The organism is Bradyrhizobium sp. RDI18, assembly GCF_043203335.1.
GTDB lineage: Bacteria > Pseudomonadota > Alphaproteobacteria > Rhizobiales > Xanthobacteraceae > Bradyrhizobium > Bradyrhizobium retamae.
In genome coordinates this window covers 3889637-3905620 of sequence record NZ_JBICRN010000008.1, presented here as the reverse complement: position 1 = coordinate 3905620, position 15984 = coordinate 3889637, and the positions used below count along the sequence as shown (strand labels likewise).

Below are 15984 nucleotides of genomic sequence, written 5' to 3'. Positions count from 1 at the left end.
GATAGATTCATGACCGTAGCGAAGCCCGCTTCGCGGCCGAACGTGCCGCATTTTTCCTCCGGCCCCTGTGCCAAGCGCCCCGGCTGGAATCCCCAAAATCTCAAGGACGCAGCCCTCGGCCGCTCGCACCGCGCGAAGATCGGTAAAGCGCGGCTCAAGCTCGCGATCGATTTGACGCGCGAAGTGCTGGAAGTGCCGGCCGACTACAAGATCGGCATCGTGCCGGCGTCCGACACCGGCGCGGTCGAAATGGCGTTGTGGTCGCTGCTCGGTGCGCGCCCCGTCACCACGATCGCCTGGGAATCCTTCGGCGAGGGGCTGGGTCAGCGACATCGTCAAGGAATTGAAGCTCAAGGACGTCACCAAGCTGCACGCCGGCTATGGCGATCTTCCCGATTTGAGCAAGGCCGATCCGGCTTCCGACATCGTCTTCACCTGGAACGGCACGACTTCGGGCGTGCGCGTGCCGAACGCCGACTGGATCAGCGCGGACCGCCAGGGCCTCACGATTTGCGACGCGACATCGGCTGCGTTTGCGCAAGCACTCGATTTCGCAAAACTCGATGTGGTGACATTCTCCTGGCAGAAGGCGCTGGGCGGCGAGGCCGCGCACGGCATGCTGATCCTCTCACCGCGCGCGGTGGAGCGGCTCGAGACCTATAAGCCGGCCTGGCCGCTGCCGAAGATTTTCCGCCTTACCAAGGGCGGCAAGCTCAACCAGGGCATCTTCGAGGGCGAGACCATCAACACGCCGTCGATGCTGTGCGTCGAGGACTATCTCGATGCCTTGAACTGGGCGAAATCGATCGGCGGCCTCAAGGCCCTGATCGCGCGCGCCGACGCCAACACCAAGGTGCTGTCGGACTGGAAGGCGAAAACGCCGTGGATCGACTTCCTGGCCAAGGATGCATCGATCCGCTCCAACACTTCGGTGTGCCTGAAGTTCGTCGATCCCGCGATCACCTCACTGACCGCGGACGCGCAGGCCGAGTTCTCCAAGAAGCTGGTTGCGCTGGTGGAGAAGGAAGCCGCCGGTTACGACTTCGCCTATTACCGCGATGCGCCCGCGGGCCTGCGGATCTGGTGCGGTGCCACGGTGGAGGCCTCCGACGTCGCGCTGCTGACGCAGTGGATCGACTGGGCGTTTGCCGAGACCAAGGCCGCGCTGCCAAAGGCGGCTTAGTTCCTGTTTAGCCGTCGTCCCGGCCAAGCGGAGCGCGAGCCGGGACCCAACCACCAGCACGGAGTATGGGTCCCGGCTCTACGCGCCAAGAGGCGCTTCGGCCGGGACGACGATCGATTTCCTGAAGGAAACATTCAGATGACCAAACCCAAAGTTCTCATTTCCGACGCGCTATCTCCCGCCGCCGTCCAGATCTTCAAAGATCGCGGCATCGAGGTCGACTTCCAGCCCAATCTCGGCAAGGACAAGGACAAGCTCGCCGAGATCATTGGCGATTACGATGGCCTGGCGATCCGCTCGGCGACGAAGGCCACCGCCAAGATCATCGACAAGGCCAAGAAGCTCAAGGTGATCGGCCGTGCCGGGATCGGCGTCGACAATGTCGAGATTCCCGCGGCGACCGCCAAGGGCATCATCGTGATGAACACGCCGTTCGGCAACTCGATCACGACCGCTGAACACGCGATCACCTTGATGCTGGCGCTGGCGCGTGAAATTCCGCAGGCCGACGCCTCGACCCAGGCCGGCAAGTGGGAGAAGAACCGCTTCATGGGCGTCGAGATCACCGGCAAGACGTTAGGGGTGGTCGGCTGCGGCAATATCGGCTCGATCGCCGCCGACCGCGCGCTCGGCCTGAAAATGAAGGTCGTCGCGTTCGATCCGTTCCTGTCGCCGGAGCGCGCCAAGGATATCGGCGTCGAGAAGGTCGAGCTCGACGAATTGCTGAGGCGCGCCGACTTCATCACGCTGCACACGCCGCTGACCGAGAAGACCAGGAACATCATCGACGCGGCGGCGCTCGCCAAGATGAAGAAGGGCGTGCGCATCATCAACTGCGCGCGCGGCGGTTTGGTCGACGAGCGGGCGTTGCTCGATGCGCTGGATTCCAAGCATGTTGCCGGCGCCGCCTTCGACGTCTTCGTCGAGGAGCCCGCCACCAAGAACGTGCTGTTCGGCCATCCCAACGTGATCTGCACGCCGCATCTCGGCGCCTCTACCACCGAAGCGCAGGAGAACGTCGCGCTGCAGGTCGCCGAGCAGATGTCGGACTATCTTCTCACCGGCGCGATCTCGAACGCGGTGAACTTCCCGTCGATCACGGCGGAGGAAGCGCCGAAGCTGAAGCCGTTCATCGAGCTCGCCGAGAAGCTCGGCTCGTTCGCGGGCCAGCTCACTGAGAGCGGCATCCTCAAGACAGAGATCACCTATGAGGGACACGTCGCCGAGATGAAGATCAAGGCGATCACCTCGGCGGTGCTGTCGGGCCTGCTGCGCCCGATGCTGGGCGAGGTCAACGTGGTCTCCGCGCCGGTCGTCGCGAAGGAGCGCGGCATGGTGGTCGACGAGATCGTACGCGCGGCGCAGAGCGATTACGAAAGCCTGATCACGGTGACCGTCACCACCGAACGGCAGGAGCGTTCCGTCTCCGGCACCGTCTATCACGACGGCAAGCCGCGGCTGGTCGACATCAAGGGCATCCGGGTCGATGCCGAGTTCGGCAAGTCGATGATCTATGTCACCAACGAGGACAAGCCCGGCTTCATCGGCAGCTTCGCCAGCCTGCTCGGTGACGCCAAGATCAACATCGCCACCTTCCATCTCGGCCGCGTCAAGCAGGGTGGCGACGCCATCGCGCTGGTCGAGATCGACGGCCCCGTGCCGGCCGACGTGCTTGCCAAGGTGCAAGCGCTGCCGCAGGTGAAGCAGGCCAAGGCGCTGGCGTTTTAAGACGCGCATCCCCTTCCTTCCGGGGAGGGTCCTTCGCCGCGGTGCTGCCGCGGCGAAAATCCCGATCGAACCGATTCCTTCCTCGCTGCGTCTCATGACCGGGAGTGGTGGGCGTTGTTTGTCCGCCGCCATCCGGCGGGCGGTTCAGGAGGGTATCCATGCGATTGATTGCGAACAGCTTTTTGACGACGAGCCTCGTCGTTCTGACGGCGCTTGCCGCCGGTGAGGCGCAGGCCTCCGACATCGCCGCGAGCTCGGCGGTGGATGCTGTCACCGTCTATCCCGACGGCGCCAGCGTGACGCGCCTCGTCACGCTGGATCTGCCGGCCGGTGAAAATTCCGCTGTTCTCAAGGATCTTCCACTGACACTCGACCCCACGTCGCTGCGGGTCGAGGGTGAGGCCGGCGCAAAGCTCACGATCGGCGCGATCGACGCCAAGTCGCCGCGCGCGGCGCCGCCAGTAAATTTGCCCGAACTCGACAAGCGCATCGAGGCGCTGAAGGACGAGCGCGTCAACCTGCAGGGCGCAATCGATGCGGCGAGAGCGCGGCGCAAATTCGCCGAGCGATTTGCGGATATCGCGCCGGTCGGGATCGGCGACAAAGGCGAGGCGCGGCCGGTATCCGAGTGGCGCGCGGCCTTTGCCGCGGTTGGCGAAGAAGTCGCCAGCACCGAGGCCGCGATCCGCGATGCCGAGCGCAAGCAGCGCGACCTCGACCGTGAAATCGCGCGCCTCGAGCAGGACAAGGCGCAGAAGCCGCCGAGCAAGCTGGAAGTGCGGATCGAGCTCGCGGCGGCTGCCGCGACCAAGGCGACGCTGCGGGTGACCTATGCGGTGCGCAGTGCGCGCTGGACGCCGCTCTATGATGCCCGTCTCGATACCGGCGCGAAAGACCGCAAGCCCGCGCTCGAACTGGTGCGCCGCGCCGAAATCACGCAGGCCACCGGCGAGGACTGGTCGAACGTCGCGCTCAGTGTGTCGACCGTGCGAACCGCGCGCGGCGGCAGCGCGCCCGAACTCAATCCGCTGATCGTGCAGTACCCGCAACCGCCGCGGCCTCAGGGGGCCGTCAGCGGCGCGATGGATAATAGGTTCCGTTCGGCGCCAGCGGCTGCCGCGAAGGTGGCGGAATCCCTCGCCGAACGTGCCGACGAACAGCAGGCCGTGGCCGATGTCAGCGGCTTCCAGGTGGTGTTCAAAATTCCCGGCCGCGTCAGCCTCGGTGCCAGCGAAGGCGCCAAGAGCCTGCGCGTCTCTAGCGTAACGCTCGCGCCCGATCTCGCGGTCCGCGCCGCGCCGGTGAAAGACCCGACCGCATTCCTCGAAGCGAGCTTCAAGCAGAATGAGGACGCGCCGCTATTGCCGGGACGCGTCTCTATCTACCGCGACGGCGTCTTTGTCGGCCGCGGGCAGATGGCCGCCGCGGCCAAGGACGAGACCGTGCGGCTCGGCTTCGGCGCCGACGACAAGATCAAGATCGAACGCGCGGTTCTCAAGCGCAACGAGGGATCGGCCGGCCTGATCGTGACGACGTCGAAGACCGACGAGCGCGCGTTCAAGACCACCGTGCGCAACGGCCATGATTTCCCAATCCGGATCGCGATCGAGGATCAGTTGCCGGTTAGCGAGAACGAGGAAATCCAGGTCGAAATGCTGTCGTCCACGACGCCGCCGACCGCAAGCAACATTCGCGACAGACGCGGCGTGCTGGAATGGGCGTTCGAGGCCAAGCCGGGCGAGGTGAGGGACATCAACTTCGCGTGGCGCATACGCTGGCCCAGGGACAAGGGCGTGGTGATGGTGCCGGCGGGCTGAGGTTGCGCCTCTCCCTCTCCCCGTTCTTCACGGGGAGAGGGCAGGGGTGAGGGGCTGCTTCGGCAGACTCAGTCAGCAGCAAGTACGCGGATAGAGAGCCCCTCACCCCGACCCTCTCCCCGCGAAGGGCGGGGAGAGGGAGATGACCTACTTCGGCTTCAAGAACTCCCCCACCTCCAGCAGCACGAACTCGTTGTCGTCGGCCTTGTTGGGATCGCGGCTCGACGAGAATGGCAGATTGTTGTCGTTGCCGACGATGATATGCGCCTCGTCGACGCGCTCGACGTTCTCGATGGTGAAGAACGGAAAGGTCAGCACGCCGTCATTGAGCGGTTTGCGCGCCTTCTTGTCGGGATCCTTGATCTTCATCAGGTCGACATAGGCGATCTTGCGCACCGGCTTGCCGACATTGGCGTCGGAGAGGTCGACCTTGTAGACGCGCTTGAATTTGGCGAGGTCCGCAAAACAGTTCTCGCCGCGCTGGCCGGCCGGGCAGGCCTTGTCGGGGGTGCCTTCGCCATTGTCGCGCTCGATGATCAGGCCGTTTGAGGCGTCGATCATGTTGAAATCGCCGATGGCGTGGCCGTTCTGCTCGAACACATAGTGCCAATAGCGGCCGGTGAATTTTTCGGCCGCGACGTCGAATTCGAGGATTCGCGCGGCTTCCTTGCCGTCGACTTTTTCAACGTCCTTCTTCTCGGCATTCCACAGCGGGCCCTCGAGCAGGCCATAGAGGAACTTGCCGTCCTTCGAGGCGGCAAAGCCTTCATAGCCCTTGGAGCGGCGGAGGTTGACGGTGGTGTAGCTGGCGCCTGGAGCGGCCGGCGACCGCACCGACCAATGATCGGGCGAGCGCACCGGCTTGCCGTCGGCGGCGGTTTCGAACACCGCCAGGACCTTGCCGGTCTTGTCGGCCTTCAGCACGTAGGGCCCGAACTCGTCGCCGATCCAAAAGGTGTCGCCGATGATCTGAAAACCTTCGGTGTCGAAATCCGCGCCGGTGAGATAGCGCTTGGCGGTGTCCTCATGGAGGATGCGGAACGGCACCTTCTTGTCGGGGTCGTGCAGGAAGACGGTTTCCTGCCGCTCGATCTTGCCGCTCGCCCAGTCGATCTTGTGCCGGTTGAGATAGAGCATGGAGTCCGCCGAGTTGTAGCGCGAGCCCATGCCGTTGTCGGTGAGCACCCAGAACGAGCCGTCCGGCATCACCTTGATGCCGGAATGGCCCTGCAGCGGCTGGCCCTTGAACGGCAGCGAAACGCCGGTCGGGCGTTCGTAGGACTTGCCCATCACAGTGCCCACAGCGTCGACGCGGCGGCCGGTGGTGTATTTGCCCGATGTCTTGAGATCGTCAGGCGCATCAGCGGGCGCGTCGATAAAGGTTTGCGCCGGCAGCACGGCGTGGCCCTTCAGCGTGGCGGGAAACTCGCCTTCGCCTTGGGCGAAGGCGGCGCCGGCCAGAAACATGGAAGCGACGGAGCAGAGCAATGACACGCGCATGGCGGATCTCCTGTTGAATGGCGATGCGGTGTGTCTTGCGCAGCGGCTGTTACAGCCGGCTGACAGTTTTGTGAAAGCCGCGTAACGGCGTTGGATAAAGCCGCGGTTCAGGCGCTACTGCGCTGCAGCCGGCCGCATGGTCTGCGGCAGCAGGAACGGCACGCCGGCGTCGGTATAGTCAATCTTCACATCGACCTCAAAGATCCGGCGGATGGTCTCGGCCGTGATCGCATCGCTGCGGCCGCCATCGACGGCGAGCTTACCCCGATGCAAGAGCACGATGCGGTCGGCGAACCGCATGGCGAGATTGAGGTCATGCAGCACGGCGATAACGGCCGTGCCGTTCTGCGCGCGCCGCTTCGCGGTTTCCACCAGGTCGATCTGGTGGCGCATGTCGAGGCTCGAGGTCGGCTCGTCCAGCAGCAAGAGGCCCGGACCATGCTGCGCCTCGCCGCAGGCGAGCTGCACCAGCACGCGGGCGAAATGCGCGCGCTGCTGTTCGCCGCCGGAGAGCGTCGGCAATTGCCGTTGGCTGAAATGCGCCAGATCGACCTCGCCGAGTGCCGCATCGACCAGCCGCTGCGCGGCGGGGCGACCAGCGTCACCCGCGCCCATATGGACGATCTCCTCGACCGTGAACGGGAAGGTGACGTTGACATGCTGCGACAGCATCGCGCGGTGGAAAGCGAGAAGGCGCGGCGGATAGCTTTGGATGTCGCGCTGCTTCAGCCTGATCTGGCCGCGCGTCGGGCGGAGATCGCCTGACAGCATCCGCAGCAGCGTCGATTTGCCGGCGCCGTTGGGGCCGACGATCGCGACCATCTCGCCGGGGGCGACGCAAAGATCGATGCCATCGACCAGCGTGGCGCCGCCAACGACCATTGAAACCGACTGTGCTTCGAGAATGGCGGTCATAGCGAAACCAGCCCGCGCTGGCGGAGCAGCATCGCCAGAAAGAACGGCGCGCCGATTGCTGCGGTCAGGATGCCGATCGGCATTTCCGCGGGCGCCACGATGGTGCGGGCCAGCGTATCGGCGCCCACCAGCAGCACCGCGCCCAGCAGCATGGAAGCGGGCAGCAGCAACCGGTGCGCCGGCCCGATCACCAGCCGCAACAGATGCGGCACCACGATGCCGATAAAGCCGACGACGCCGCAGACCGAAACCGCCACGCCCGTCATCGCCGACACCAGCACGATCGAAATCCGCTTCAGCCGCTCGACGTCGACGCCGCTATGGAACGCCTCGGCCTCGCCCAGCACCAGCACGTCGAGCCCGCGCGCGATCGAGAGGCAGGCGATCGCGGCACATCCCAGCACCGGCGCCAGTGTGGCGAGCTTGGGCCAGGTCGCGCCACTCAGCGAGCCCAATAGCCAGAACGTGATGTCGCGCAACTGGCGATCGTCGGCGATGAACACGAGGAGCCCGATGCCGGCGTTGGCGATCGCGGCGATGGCAATGCCGGCCAGCAGAAAAGTCGCAATCGATGTCCGCCCGGAGCGGCTCGCGATCGAATAAAGAATGACGGTGGTCGCGAGCGAACCGGCGAACGCTGCGATCGGCAGCAACTGATGCTGCATGAAGCGGAAGTTCTGGCCGATCTGGCTGTCGGTGAAGACGATCGCAGCCGCCGCCGCCAGCGCGCCGCCGGAGGAAACGCCGACCAGTGCGGGGTCGGCGAGGGGGTTGCGGAACAGCCCCTGCATGATGGTGCCCGATGCCGCGAGCAGCGCTCCGATCATCGCGGCCGCGCCGATCCGTGGAATCCGGATCGACCACAGCACGAGCTGGTCGCGCGCGAGGCTTGGACCAGCCGCGGCGTCAGCCCACAGGCCGAGCGCGGCCGGCAGCCGCGCCAGCGGAATTCCGGCGGCGCCAACCGTCAGCGCGATCAGCGCTGCGCCGGCCAGCGCGGCGAACAGGCCGATGAGGGTCAGTGAGGCCGGAGGGCGCAACGCGTATCCGCTGCGGCGCTTGGCGCTACCCTCGGTCAGGACGGTCATTTCCGGCAATCGGCGGTGAGTGCCGCAGGCTTGAATTCCTCGGCCTGCGGCGCCAGCGCCGGATAGAGCTTGATCGAAAGATCGCGGGCGGCGGCCGCCGTGCGCGGCCCGAAGCCGAGCAGATAAAGGCCTTCCATCGAGATGAAGGCCTTGTTGGCCGCAGCCGGCGTCAGCGCGAAGGCCGGATGGACGTATACGGCTTCGGCGTCCAGCGAGTCCTTGCTGCGCTGGATCGAGAGCACCACGTCGGGCTTCGCCGCGACGATCGCCTCGTCATTGACGATCTTGTAGCCTTCATAGCTGTCGATGGCGTTGACGCCGCCGGCAAGCGCGATGATCTCGTTTGCCGCGGTGTTCTTTCCGGCGGCCATCGCCCGGCCGTTCAACAGCGACATCACGAACATCACGCGCACCGGCTTCGTTACCTTGGCGCGGAGCTCGCGCAGTTGCGCCAGATCGTCCGACACTGCCGCTGTCAGGCATTCGGCGCGCTTGTCCGCGTCCATGGCGTGGCCGACCAGCCTGATCTTGTCGAGCAGGCCTGCTTCCGAAAAGGTTTCGGGCACCAGCACCAGCGGCACCTTGGCGGCTTCCAGCACGTCGATGGTTTCCTTCGGCCCGGACCCTTGCGCTGCCAGCACCAGGGAGGGGTTGAGCCCGAGCACGCCCTCGGCCGAGAGCTGGCGCATGTAGCCGACATCCGGTTTCTCGCGCGCCGCGGCGGGATAGAGGCTGGTCGAATCGACGCCGACGAGACGGTCCTCGAAACCGAGCGCATAGAGAATTTCCGTGATCGCGCCGCCGATCGAGACAATCCGCGCGGGGTCTGCGATCGTGACGACGCGATCACGGGCATCATGCACCGTAACGCCCGCAGCGAGCGCGACGCCACCGAGCAGGAAACAGCCCACGGCGGCCGACACTGCGAGCGTGCGACAAACTGTCATTTCCGGTTCACCAGGTAGGTCACTTCGTCAGGATCAGCTTGTTCTGCGACGTCAGCCGCAGACGGTAATGCTCCTCGCCATGCGCGATGATGATTTCGCGCTCGGTGGCGAACAGTTCGCGGCTGTCGATCCGGTTGCCGCTGATGGCCAGCGATCTGGCTGCGGAAGCGGGATTGCCGGCTTGCGTCCGGGCGGCTCCGAGCTTGTCTCCTGTTGTCGCGGACATTTTGTGCTTTGGTGCCCCGAAAAATTCGATCGATCTACGCTTGTATAGTTGGGCGGGGCCGCAATCCAACCGCTGCACTTTACAATTGATATAAAGTGCCGAATGCGGTTCTTGACCGCCCGGAAACCGCCACGTAACCAAGCATGATGCGATGTTGGCATAATGCCTGCATCCTGAATGTGGCAGCCAGCAAGCAGCTCGCAAGTTACGCGTAGCGCCCGCCAGCCAGACCCAAAAGAACAGATATCGGGGCTGGGGTTGTATGGCTGACGGGGCTAGGATTTCGCGCGCCCTCTTGTTGGGTGCGTCGGTGTTTTCAATTGCATTGCTGGTCGGGGAAGCCGGCAACGCGCAGACGGCGGGTACGCAGGCCGCAAGCGGCGCGTCCGAGCGGCAGAAGCAGTCGCGGCGCAAGCCGGCGAAGCCGCCGCAGGAGCAGCAGGCAACGGCGCCGGCGATGAATGCGCGGGCGCAGATTGGAGCCGCGCCGGTGCAGTCGCTGGATACGCTTACGGTCGTGGCGTCGAAGACCGAGGAGCGCGCGATCGACGCGCTGGCGCCGGTCAGCGTGGTGACGCTCGAACAGATTCAGGGCCTGCAGCCGAACCGGCTGTCCGACATCTTTTACAATGTGCCCGGTGTGTCGTTCCAGGAGCGCGGCGACGATCCCTCGACCGTCATCAACATTCGCGGCCTGCAGGATTTCGGCCGCGTTGCCGTGGTCGTCGACGGCGCGCGGCAGAACTACCAGCGCACCGGCCACAACGCCAACGGCTCGTTCTTCCTCGATCCCGAACTCGTCGGCGGCGTCGATATAGTCCGCGGCCCGACCGCGAACATCTATGGCTCTGGCGCGATCGGCGGCGTGGTCTCGTTCCGCACCAAGGACATCGACGACGTGGTGCGTCCAGGCGAACGCTGGGGCGTCGACATGACCGGCTCCGGCGGTACCAACAACGCTCGCGGCCTCGGCTCGATCTTCGGCGGCGTGCGCGCCGATCCCAACGTGGATGTTTTTGGCGGCGCGGTCTACCGCACGCAGGGCAACTACAAGGACGGCAACGGCACCGAGATCGGCAACACCGGCAATGATATTGCCGCCGGCCTGATGAAGGTGACGGTGCGCCCTGCTGACGGGCACGAGGTCAAGTTCGGTGCCATATTCCAGGATTACCAGTACAGCATCGGGCAATTCAATCGCGGGCCAGTGCTGACCGCGGCGCAGCGCGCGCTCTTCCAGGGGTCATCGGTCTATGCGTCCGACGCCAAGAACTACACGGGAACGCTGACCTGGAAATACAGCAGGCCGGACGACAATCTGTGGGACTGGAATTTGTCGCTCTACGGCAACCGCACCGACAACGACCAGACCAAGGTCTATCATAACAGCGCTACCGCCGCTGGCGCGGCCTTTTGCGGCAACGGCAGCTTCGGCAACAACATCTCGGGCTGCGTCGGCGACAAGCGCGGCTATGTGCTCGACACGCTCGGGATCGACGTCAACAACACGACGAGGTTCAACGTTGGCGATTGGCGCAACGCTGTGACGCTCGGCGTCGATGCGTTTCAGGATGACGTGAAAACCTTCGACAGCCGCGGCAATTCCAACATCACTACGCCCAGCGGCCTTCGCACTGTGTCCGGTGGATTTGCGCAGTTGAAGCAGAACTATTCGACCTGGTTCGAGGCCGTCAGCGCGATTCGCTACGATCGTTACGATCTTCACTCGCCATTTGTTGCGACCGGCGGCGGCGGCGACCGGTTCTCGCCGAAGTTCACGGTCGGCGTGACGCCGGTGCCCGGCTTCACGCCGTATGCCAGCTATGCCGAAGGCTACCGCGCGCCCGCGATTACCGAGACGTTGATCGCCGGCGCGCATGCCACCGGCGGTGGTCCCCCGCTCTTCCCGTGCCCGGGCGGCACTGCCGGCCTGTTCTGTTTCCTGTCCAATCCGAACCTGAGACCGGAGGTCGGCAAGAACAAGGAAGTCGGCGTCAATCTCAAGTACAACGATGTGTTCGCGGCCGGCGACAGCTTCCGCGGCAAGTTCAATGTCTTCCGCAATGACGTCGACGGCTATATCGACCTCGTCGCCTCTCCCCCAAGACCAGCCATCCTGGTTGCGGTCCCCGGACTGTTCAGCCAGTTCTACCAGTATCAGAACATCGCGCATGCCCGGATCGAAGGCTTCGAGTGGGAGACCGCCTACGACACCGGCCTGTGGTATGTCGGGTTCTCAGGTCATCTGATGCAGGGCAAGAACGTCGCCACCAATGTCGGGCTCGCGACGATCACCCCGCGCAAGATCACCACGACTGGTGGCGTGCGTCTGCTCGATCGCAGGCTGGTGCTGGCGGCGCAGTGGTCCTCGCTCGGACCCAACAACGATGTGCCAGCCGGCTATCTGCCCGCAACCGGCTATGAACTGGTCAATTTGTACCTGACCTGGAACGCGACCAAGGACGTTGTTTTCACGGCCTCGATCGACAATCTCTTGAATCAGTACTATCGGCCCTATGCCATCCCCGGCAGTTCGACCGACGGCACCAACCAAAACGACGTGCTGTGGTCCAGTCCAGGACCGGGTAGAGTCTACAAGGCCGGATTGAAGATTCACTTTGGCGGAGTGTAGTTCGACGAGCTGACAAACCAACAAAGTTGCACCGGGCCGCGCTGATGCTCCAGCTCGGCTTCGGTGCATCCATGTTTCCAACCAACTCAGGCGGTACGCCAGGCGTACCCCAGCAACTAAGCTAAGGAGATTTCAAATGTTTATCGCGATGAACCGGTTCCAGGTGAAGATTGGCTCTGAAGCGGCCTTCGAGGATGTCTGGCGCTCGCGCGAGTCCTATCTCAGCAACATGGCCGGCTTCGTCGAGTTTCACCTGCTCAAGGGGCCTGTCGCCGAGGATCACACGCTGTATTCGTCGCATACGGTCTGGGTCGACAAGGCGGCGTTCGAAGCCTGGACCAAATCGGAAGAGTTCCGCCGCGCGCATGCCCGCGCCGACAACAAGACCGGCGAAAGCCTCTACCTCGGCCATCCCAAGTTCGAAGGATTCGAGGTGATCCTGAGCGAGCGCAAATCCAGCGCCGCCGCTTGACGGGGAGGGTGCCATGCTGAGCACGGACCTTGCCGACCTCAAGGCCTATATGGCGGAGAATCCGGGTGCGGTGATCGAGGATGTGGCGCGGGACCGCAACGTCACGCCGCGCGCCGTGCTCGAAGCGCTACCCAACACGATGGTGCGCCTCGGCCCCGGCGGCGAATTCCCCGCCGCGATGGCCGACGTCGCGCAATGGGGCGAGGTGACGCTGATCGTCCACACCGACGATGCGATCTTCGAATTCACCGGCGCCATCCCCGCCGGCGAGATCGGCCGCGGCTACTTCAACCTGATGCAGCCGAAGGGGCTGCACGGCCATCTCCGGCACGAGCGCTGCGCGGCGATCGCTTTTGTCGAGCGGCCCTTCATGGGCAAGTCGTCGGCCTTCATCGCGTTCATCAACGTCGACGGCGGCATCATGTTCAAGGTGTTTGTCGGCCGCGACGAGCAGCGTGCGCTGCGCAGCGACCAGTTGCAGCGCTTTCATGCGTTGGCGGAAAGGATCGCGCCTGCCCGCGCGGCGTAACCGATCCGCATTGTCAGCCCGGGAGACGATCATGCAGCGTACAGTGGACGTTATGATCCGTTGGTGTGGCGCGGCCGGCGTGGCTGCATTGCCGAGTGCGGCGCTCGCCGCTACCGATGTCGCGCTGCTGCCGCGCAACCTGTCGCCCTGGAATATGTTCGTGAATGCGGACGTGGTCGTGCAGGCGGTCATGGTGGGCTTAGCCTTCGCCTCGCTGGTGACGTGGACGATCTGGCTGGCCAAGACCATCGAAATCGGCCGCAAGACGGCGACCGCCAGGCGGCGCCTCGGCATGCTGGAAACCGATACGGTGCTGGCCAAGGCCGAGCAGGAAACCCGCGGCGGCAACGATGCCGTGGCGCAGATCATCCAGTCCGCCGCGCGCGAGGCCAGTCTTTCCGGCGGTCATTTCGACGACGGCCTCAAGGAACGGGTCGCGCTGCGGCTTGAGCGGGTTGAGGCTGCGATGTCCAGGCAGATCGCGCGCGGCACCGGCGTGCTCGCCACCATCGGCGCCACCGCGCCGTTCGTCGGCCTGTTCGGCACGGTCTGGGGCATCATGAATTCGTTCATCGGCATTTCCGAAGCCAAGACCACCAACCTCGCCGTGGTCGCGCCCGGCATTGCGGAGGCATTGCTCGCGACCGCGCTCGGTCTGGTCGCGGCGATCCCGGCGGTCGTGATCTACAACCATCTCACCCGCACGATTTCAGCCCATCGTGCGCTGCTCGGCGATGCCTCGGCGCTGGTGCTGCTCCTGATCAGCCGCGAGGGCGACCGCGGTTCGTTCCGCCTGGCGCGCGCTGCGGAGTAGGCAATGGGCGCGAAGCTCGGACATGTTGTCGGCGGACGCGCGCGCGGCGGTGACGATCTTGTCGAGAATCACGAGATCAACGTCACGCCGTTCATCGACGTGATGCTGGTGCTGCTGATCATCTTCATGGTTGCAGCCCCGCTCGCAACTGTCGATCTCGGCATCGATCTCCCGGCCAGCGCGGTCGAGCCGTCGCCGCGCCCGGACAAGCCGGTGTTCGTCACCGTGAAGCCGGACCTGTCGGTCGCGGTCGGCGAGGACGTCATTGCGCGCGATGCGCTGACCTCTACGCTCGATAGCGCCACACAGGGGAAAAAGGACGAGCGCATCTTTCTTCGTGCCGACAAGGCCGTCAGCTATGGCGACCTGATGGAGGTGATGAACCTGTTGCGCAACGCCGGCTATCTCAAGATCGCGCTGGTCGGCCTCGACGGCCGAAGCTAAGCGCCATGAACGCGTTCGCCCTGCATGACGTCTCCGATCAGGCCGTCGTCCGGCGCTGGGGTGCATCGGCATTTGCGATCGCGGCAGCGCATGCCGCGCTGATCGCATTGGCGGTGAACTGGGCGACGCAGCGGCCCACGCCCGGCGTCTCGATGCCGGCGATCATGGTCGACATGGCGCCGGTCTCTTCCGCGCCGCAGCCGACACCGATGGATCTCGCGCCAGGACCGGTGATGCAGCAGGCCGACGCGTCGCCGCCGCCCGAGGCGGCGCAGCAAGAGGTCGTGCCGGAACAGATTGCGCCGACACCGCCACAGGAGAAGCCGGAGGTCGTTGCCCCGCCGGAGCAGAAGACCGAGCCGACCCCGCCGAAGCCCGAGCCCGCCAAGGTCGAGCCCGAGAAAAAGCCAGCTCCGGTGAAGCCAAAGGTCGTGCGTGCGGAGGCAAAGAAGCCGACGGAGGCTCCGCCCGCGCCGCGCACAACGGCTTCCCCTCGGGCCGAGCGTCAGGCACCGGCTGCGTCGGCGGTCAGCTCTGGCGCGTCAGCAGCGGCTGTTGCTTCCTACAACCAGCTCGTCCTCGTCCATCTGCGTCGCTTCAAGCAATATCCGCCGGAGGCCAAGGCCGCTGGCAAACAGGGCGTTGGCCGGGTGAATTTCACCCTGAGTCGCAGCGGTCAGGTGACGGCGAGCAAATTGGTCGGATCAACCGGCCATGCGGCGCTCGATGCAGAGAGTCTGGCGACGCTTCGTCGGGCCCAACCATTCCCGCCGTTTCCGCCCGACATGAAGCAGGCTTCGATGAGCTTCACCATGCCGGTGTCGTTTGGGCTTCGCTAGTTACTCCTTCACCGCGCCTGTCAGCGACGAGACGTAGTAATCCACGAACAGCGAATAAAACAACGCGACTGGCAGCGAGCCGAGCAGCGAGCCGGCCATCAGCGCGCCCCACTGGTAGACATCGCCGGTGACGAGCTCGGTCAGGATCGCGACCGGCACCGTCTTGTTGGCGCCACTCTGGATGAAGGCGAGTGCGTAGATGAATTCGTTCCAGGACAGCGTGAAGGAGAAGATGCCGGCCGAGATCAGGCCGGGCACGGCGAGCGGCAGCGTGATCCGGCGCAGGATCTGCAGCCGTGTGGCGCCATCGACCAGCGCGCATTCCTCGAGCTCATAGGGGATCGACTTGAAATAGCCGATCAATAGCCAGGTGCAGAACGGCACCAGGAAGGTCGGATACACCAGGATCAGCGCCATCGGTGAGTCGAACAGGCCGAACTGCACGATCACGGTGGCTAGCGGAATGAACAGGATCGAGGGCGGCACCAGATAGGCGAGATAGATGCCGAGGCCCACATAGGGGCTGCCGCGGAAGCGCAAGCGCTCGATCGCGTAAGCCGCGAGCGTCGAAGCGAACAGCGACAGGAAGGTGGAGCCGATCGCCACGAACATCGTGGTCTTGAGCCAGGTCGGATAGGCGGTGTCGAACAAGAGATGCTTGATGTGGGCCAGCGTCGGCGAGGAGATCCAGAACGGATTGTGCTGCTTGTAGTTCAAGAGCTCTGCGTTCGGCTTGAACGACGTGATCGCCATCCAGTAGAACGGGAACAGCAGGATCAGCACGAAGCAGGCCAGCGGCAGGTAGATCATCATCACCCGCCGCGCGCGCGAATCCCATGCCATGGTGTCC

At 64.6% G+C, this 15984-nt stretch carries 14 protein-coding genes and 1 pseudogene; 9 read left to right on the top strand and 6 right to left on the bottom strand.

Features of this window, described 5'->3' with window-relative positions:
• The first annotated feature begins 9 nt into the window (after positions 1 to 9).
• The 3 genes and pseudogenes from ACFXS9_RS27865 to ACFXS9_RS27855 all read left to right on the top strand — a co-directional run bounded on the left by ACFXS9_RS27865 (position 10) and on the right by ACFXS9_RS27855 (position 4728).
• Positions 10 to 1183 (top strand): annotated as a pseudogene (locus ACFXS9_RS27865) (phosphoserine transaminase).
• Positions 1184 to 1321: 138 nt separating this feature from the next.
• Positions 1322 to 2911, top strand: a complete 1590-nt coding sequence (gene serA / locus ACFXS9_RS27860) for a phosphoglycerate dehydrogenase (protein WP_392694281.1) — start codon at positions 1322 to 1324, stop codon at positions 2909 to 2911.
• A gap of 158 nt (positions 2912 to 3069) precedes the next feature.
• Positions 3070 to 4728 (top strand): mucoidy inhibitor MuiA family protein, encoded by a 1659-nt coding sequence (locus ACFXS9_RS27855; RefSeq protein ID WP_392694279.1) that lies wholly within the window; start codon positions 3070 to 3072, stop codon positions 4726 to 4728.
• 147 nt (positions 4729 to 4875) lie between these two features.
• On the opposite strand, the gene ACFXS9_RS27850 is transcribed toward ACFXS9_RS27855, so the two are convergent.
• The 5 genes from ACFXS9_RS27850 to hemP form a co-directional block, all read right to left on the bottom strand.
• Positions 4876 to 6228, bottom strand: coding sequence for an esterase-like activity of phytase family protein (locus ACFXS9_RS27850; RefSeq protein ID WP_392694277.1), 1353 nt, complete (start codon positions 6226 to 6228; stop codon positions 4876 to 4878).
• A 114-nt stretch (positions 6229 to 6342) separates the two neighbouring features.
• Positions 6343 to 7143 (bottom strand): heme ABC transporter ATP-binding protein, encoded by an 801-nt coding sequence (locus tag ACFXS9_RS27845; RefSeq protein ID WP_392694276.1) that lies wholly within the window; start codon positions 7141 to 7143, stop codon positions 6343 to 6345.
• Entirely contained in the window at positions 7140 to 8231 is a 1092-nt protein-coding gene (locus ACFXS9_RS27840) for a FecCD family ABC transporter permease (RefSeq protein WP_392694273.1), read from the bottom strand. Before ACFXS9_RS27840 ends, ACFXS9_RS27845 begins: the two co-directional genes overlap by 4 nt.
• Positions 8228 to 9178, bottom strand: a complete 951-nt coding sequence (locus ACFXS9_RS27835; protein ID WP_392694271.1) for a hemin ABC transporter substrate-binding protein — start codon at positions 9176 to 9178, stop codon at positions 8228 to 8230. Before ACFXS9_RS27835 ends, ACFXS9_RS27840 begins: the two co-directional genes overlap by 4 nt.
• Positions 9179 to 9197: 19 nt before the next feature.
• On the bottom strand, positions 9198 to 9404 hold the full coding sequence (gene hemP / locus ACFXS9_RS27830) for a hemin uptake protein HemP (protein ID WP_028349405.1): 207 nt from the start codon (positions 9402 to 9404) through the stop codon (positions 9198 to 9200).
• Positions 9405 to 9666: 262 nt separating this feature from the next.
• Between hemP and ACFXS9_RS27825 the strand changes: the two genes are divergently transcribed.
• The 6 genes from ACFXS9_RS27825 to ACFXS9_RS27800 all read left to right on the top strand — a co-directional run bounded on the left by ACFXS9_RS27825 (position 9667) and on the right by ACFXS9_RS27800 (position 15134).
• Entirely contained in the window at positions 9667 to 12036 is a 2370-nt protein-coding gene (locus ACFXS9_RS27825; RefSeq protein WP_392694267.1) for a TonB-dependent hemoglobin/transferrin/lactoferrin family receptor, read from the top strand.
• A 136-nt stretch (positions 12037 to 12172) separates the two neighbouring features.
• The gene (locus ACFXS9_RS27820) at positions 12173 to 12508 is read left to right on the top strand and encodes an antibiotic biosynthesis monooxygenase family protein (RefSeq protein WP_392694265.1); all 336 of its coding nucleotides are present in this window, start codon (positions 12173 to 12175) and stop codon (positions 12506 to 12508) included.
• 13 nt (positions 12509 to 12521) lie between these two features.
• Entirely contained in the window at positions 12522 to 13037 is a 516-nt protein-coding gene (gene hutX, locus ACFXS9_RS27815) for a heme utilization cystosolic carrier protein HutX (RefSeq protein WP_392694261.1), read from the top strand.
• A gap of 31 nt (positions 13038 to 13068) precedes the next feature.
• The gene (gene exbB, locus ACFXS9_RS27810) at positions 13069 to 13851 is read left to right on the top strand and encodes a tonB-system energizer ExbB (RefSeq protein WP_392694259.1); all 783 of its coding nucleotides are present in this window, start codon (positions 13069 to 13071) and stop codon (positions 13849 to 13851) included.
• 3 nt (positions 13852 to 13854) lie between these two features.
• Positions 13855 to 14295: a TonB system transport protein ExbD gene (gene exbD, locus ACFXS9_RS27805; protein ID WP_392694256.1), complete on the top strand. Its 441-nt coding sequence runs from the start codon at positions 13855 to 13857 to the stop codon at positions 14293 to 14295.
• Between the two features lie 5 nt (positions 14296 to 14300).
• Entirely contained in the window at positions 14301 to 15134 is an 834-nt protein-coding gene (locus tag ACFXS9_RS27800; RefSeq protein ID WP_392694254.1) for a TonB family protein, read from the top strand.
• Here the strand turns inward: ACFXS9_RS27800 and ACFXS9_RS27795 are convergent, their stop codons facing one another.
• Complete coding sequence (locus ACFXS9_RS27795; RefSeq protein WP_375293180.1) at positions 15135 to 15977, bottom strand: carbohydrate ABC transporter permease; 843 nt, start codon at positions 15975 to 15977, stop codon at positions 15135 to 15137.
• Between the last annotated feature and the right edge of the window lie 7 nt (positions 15978 to 15984).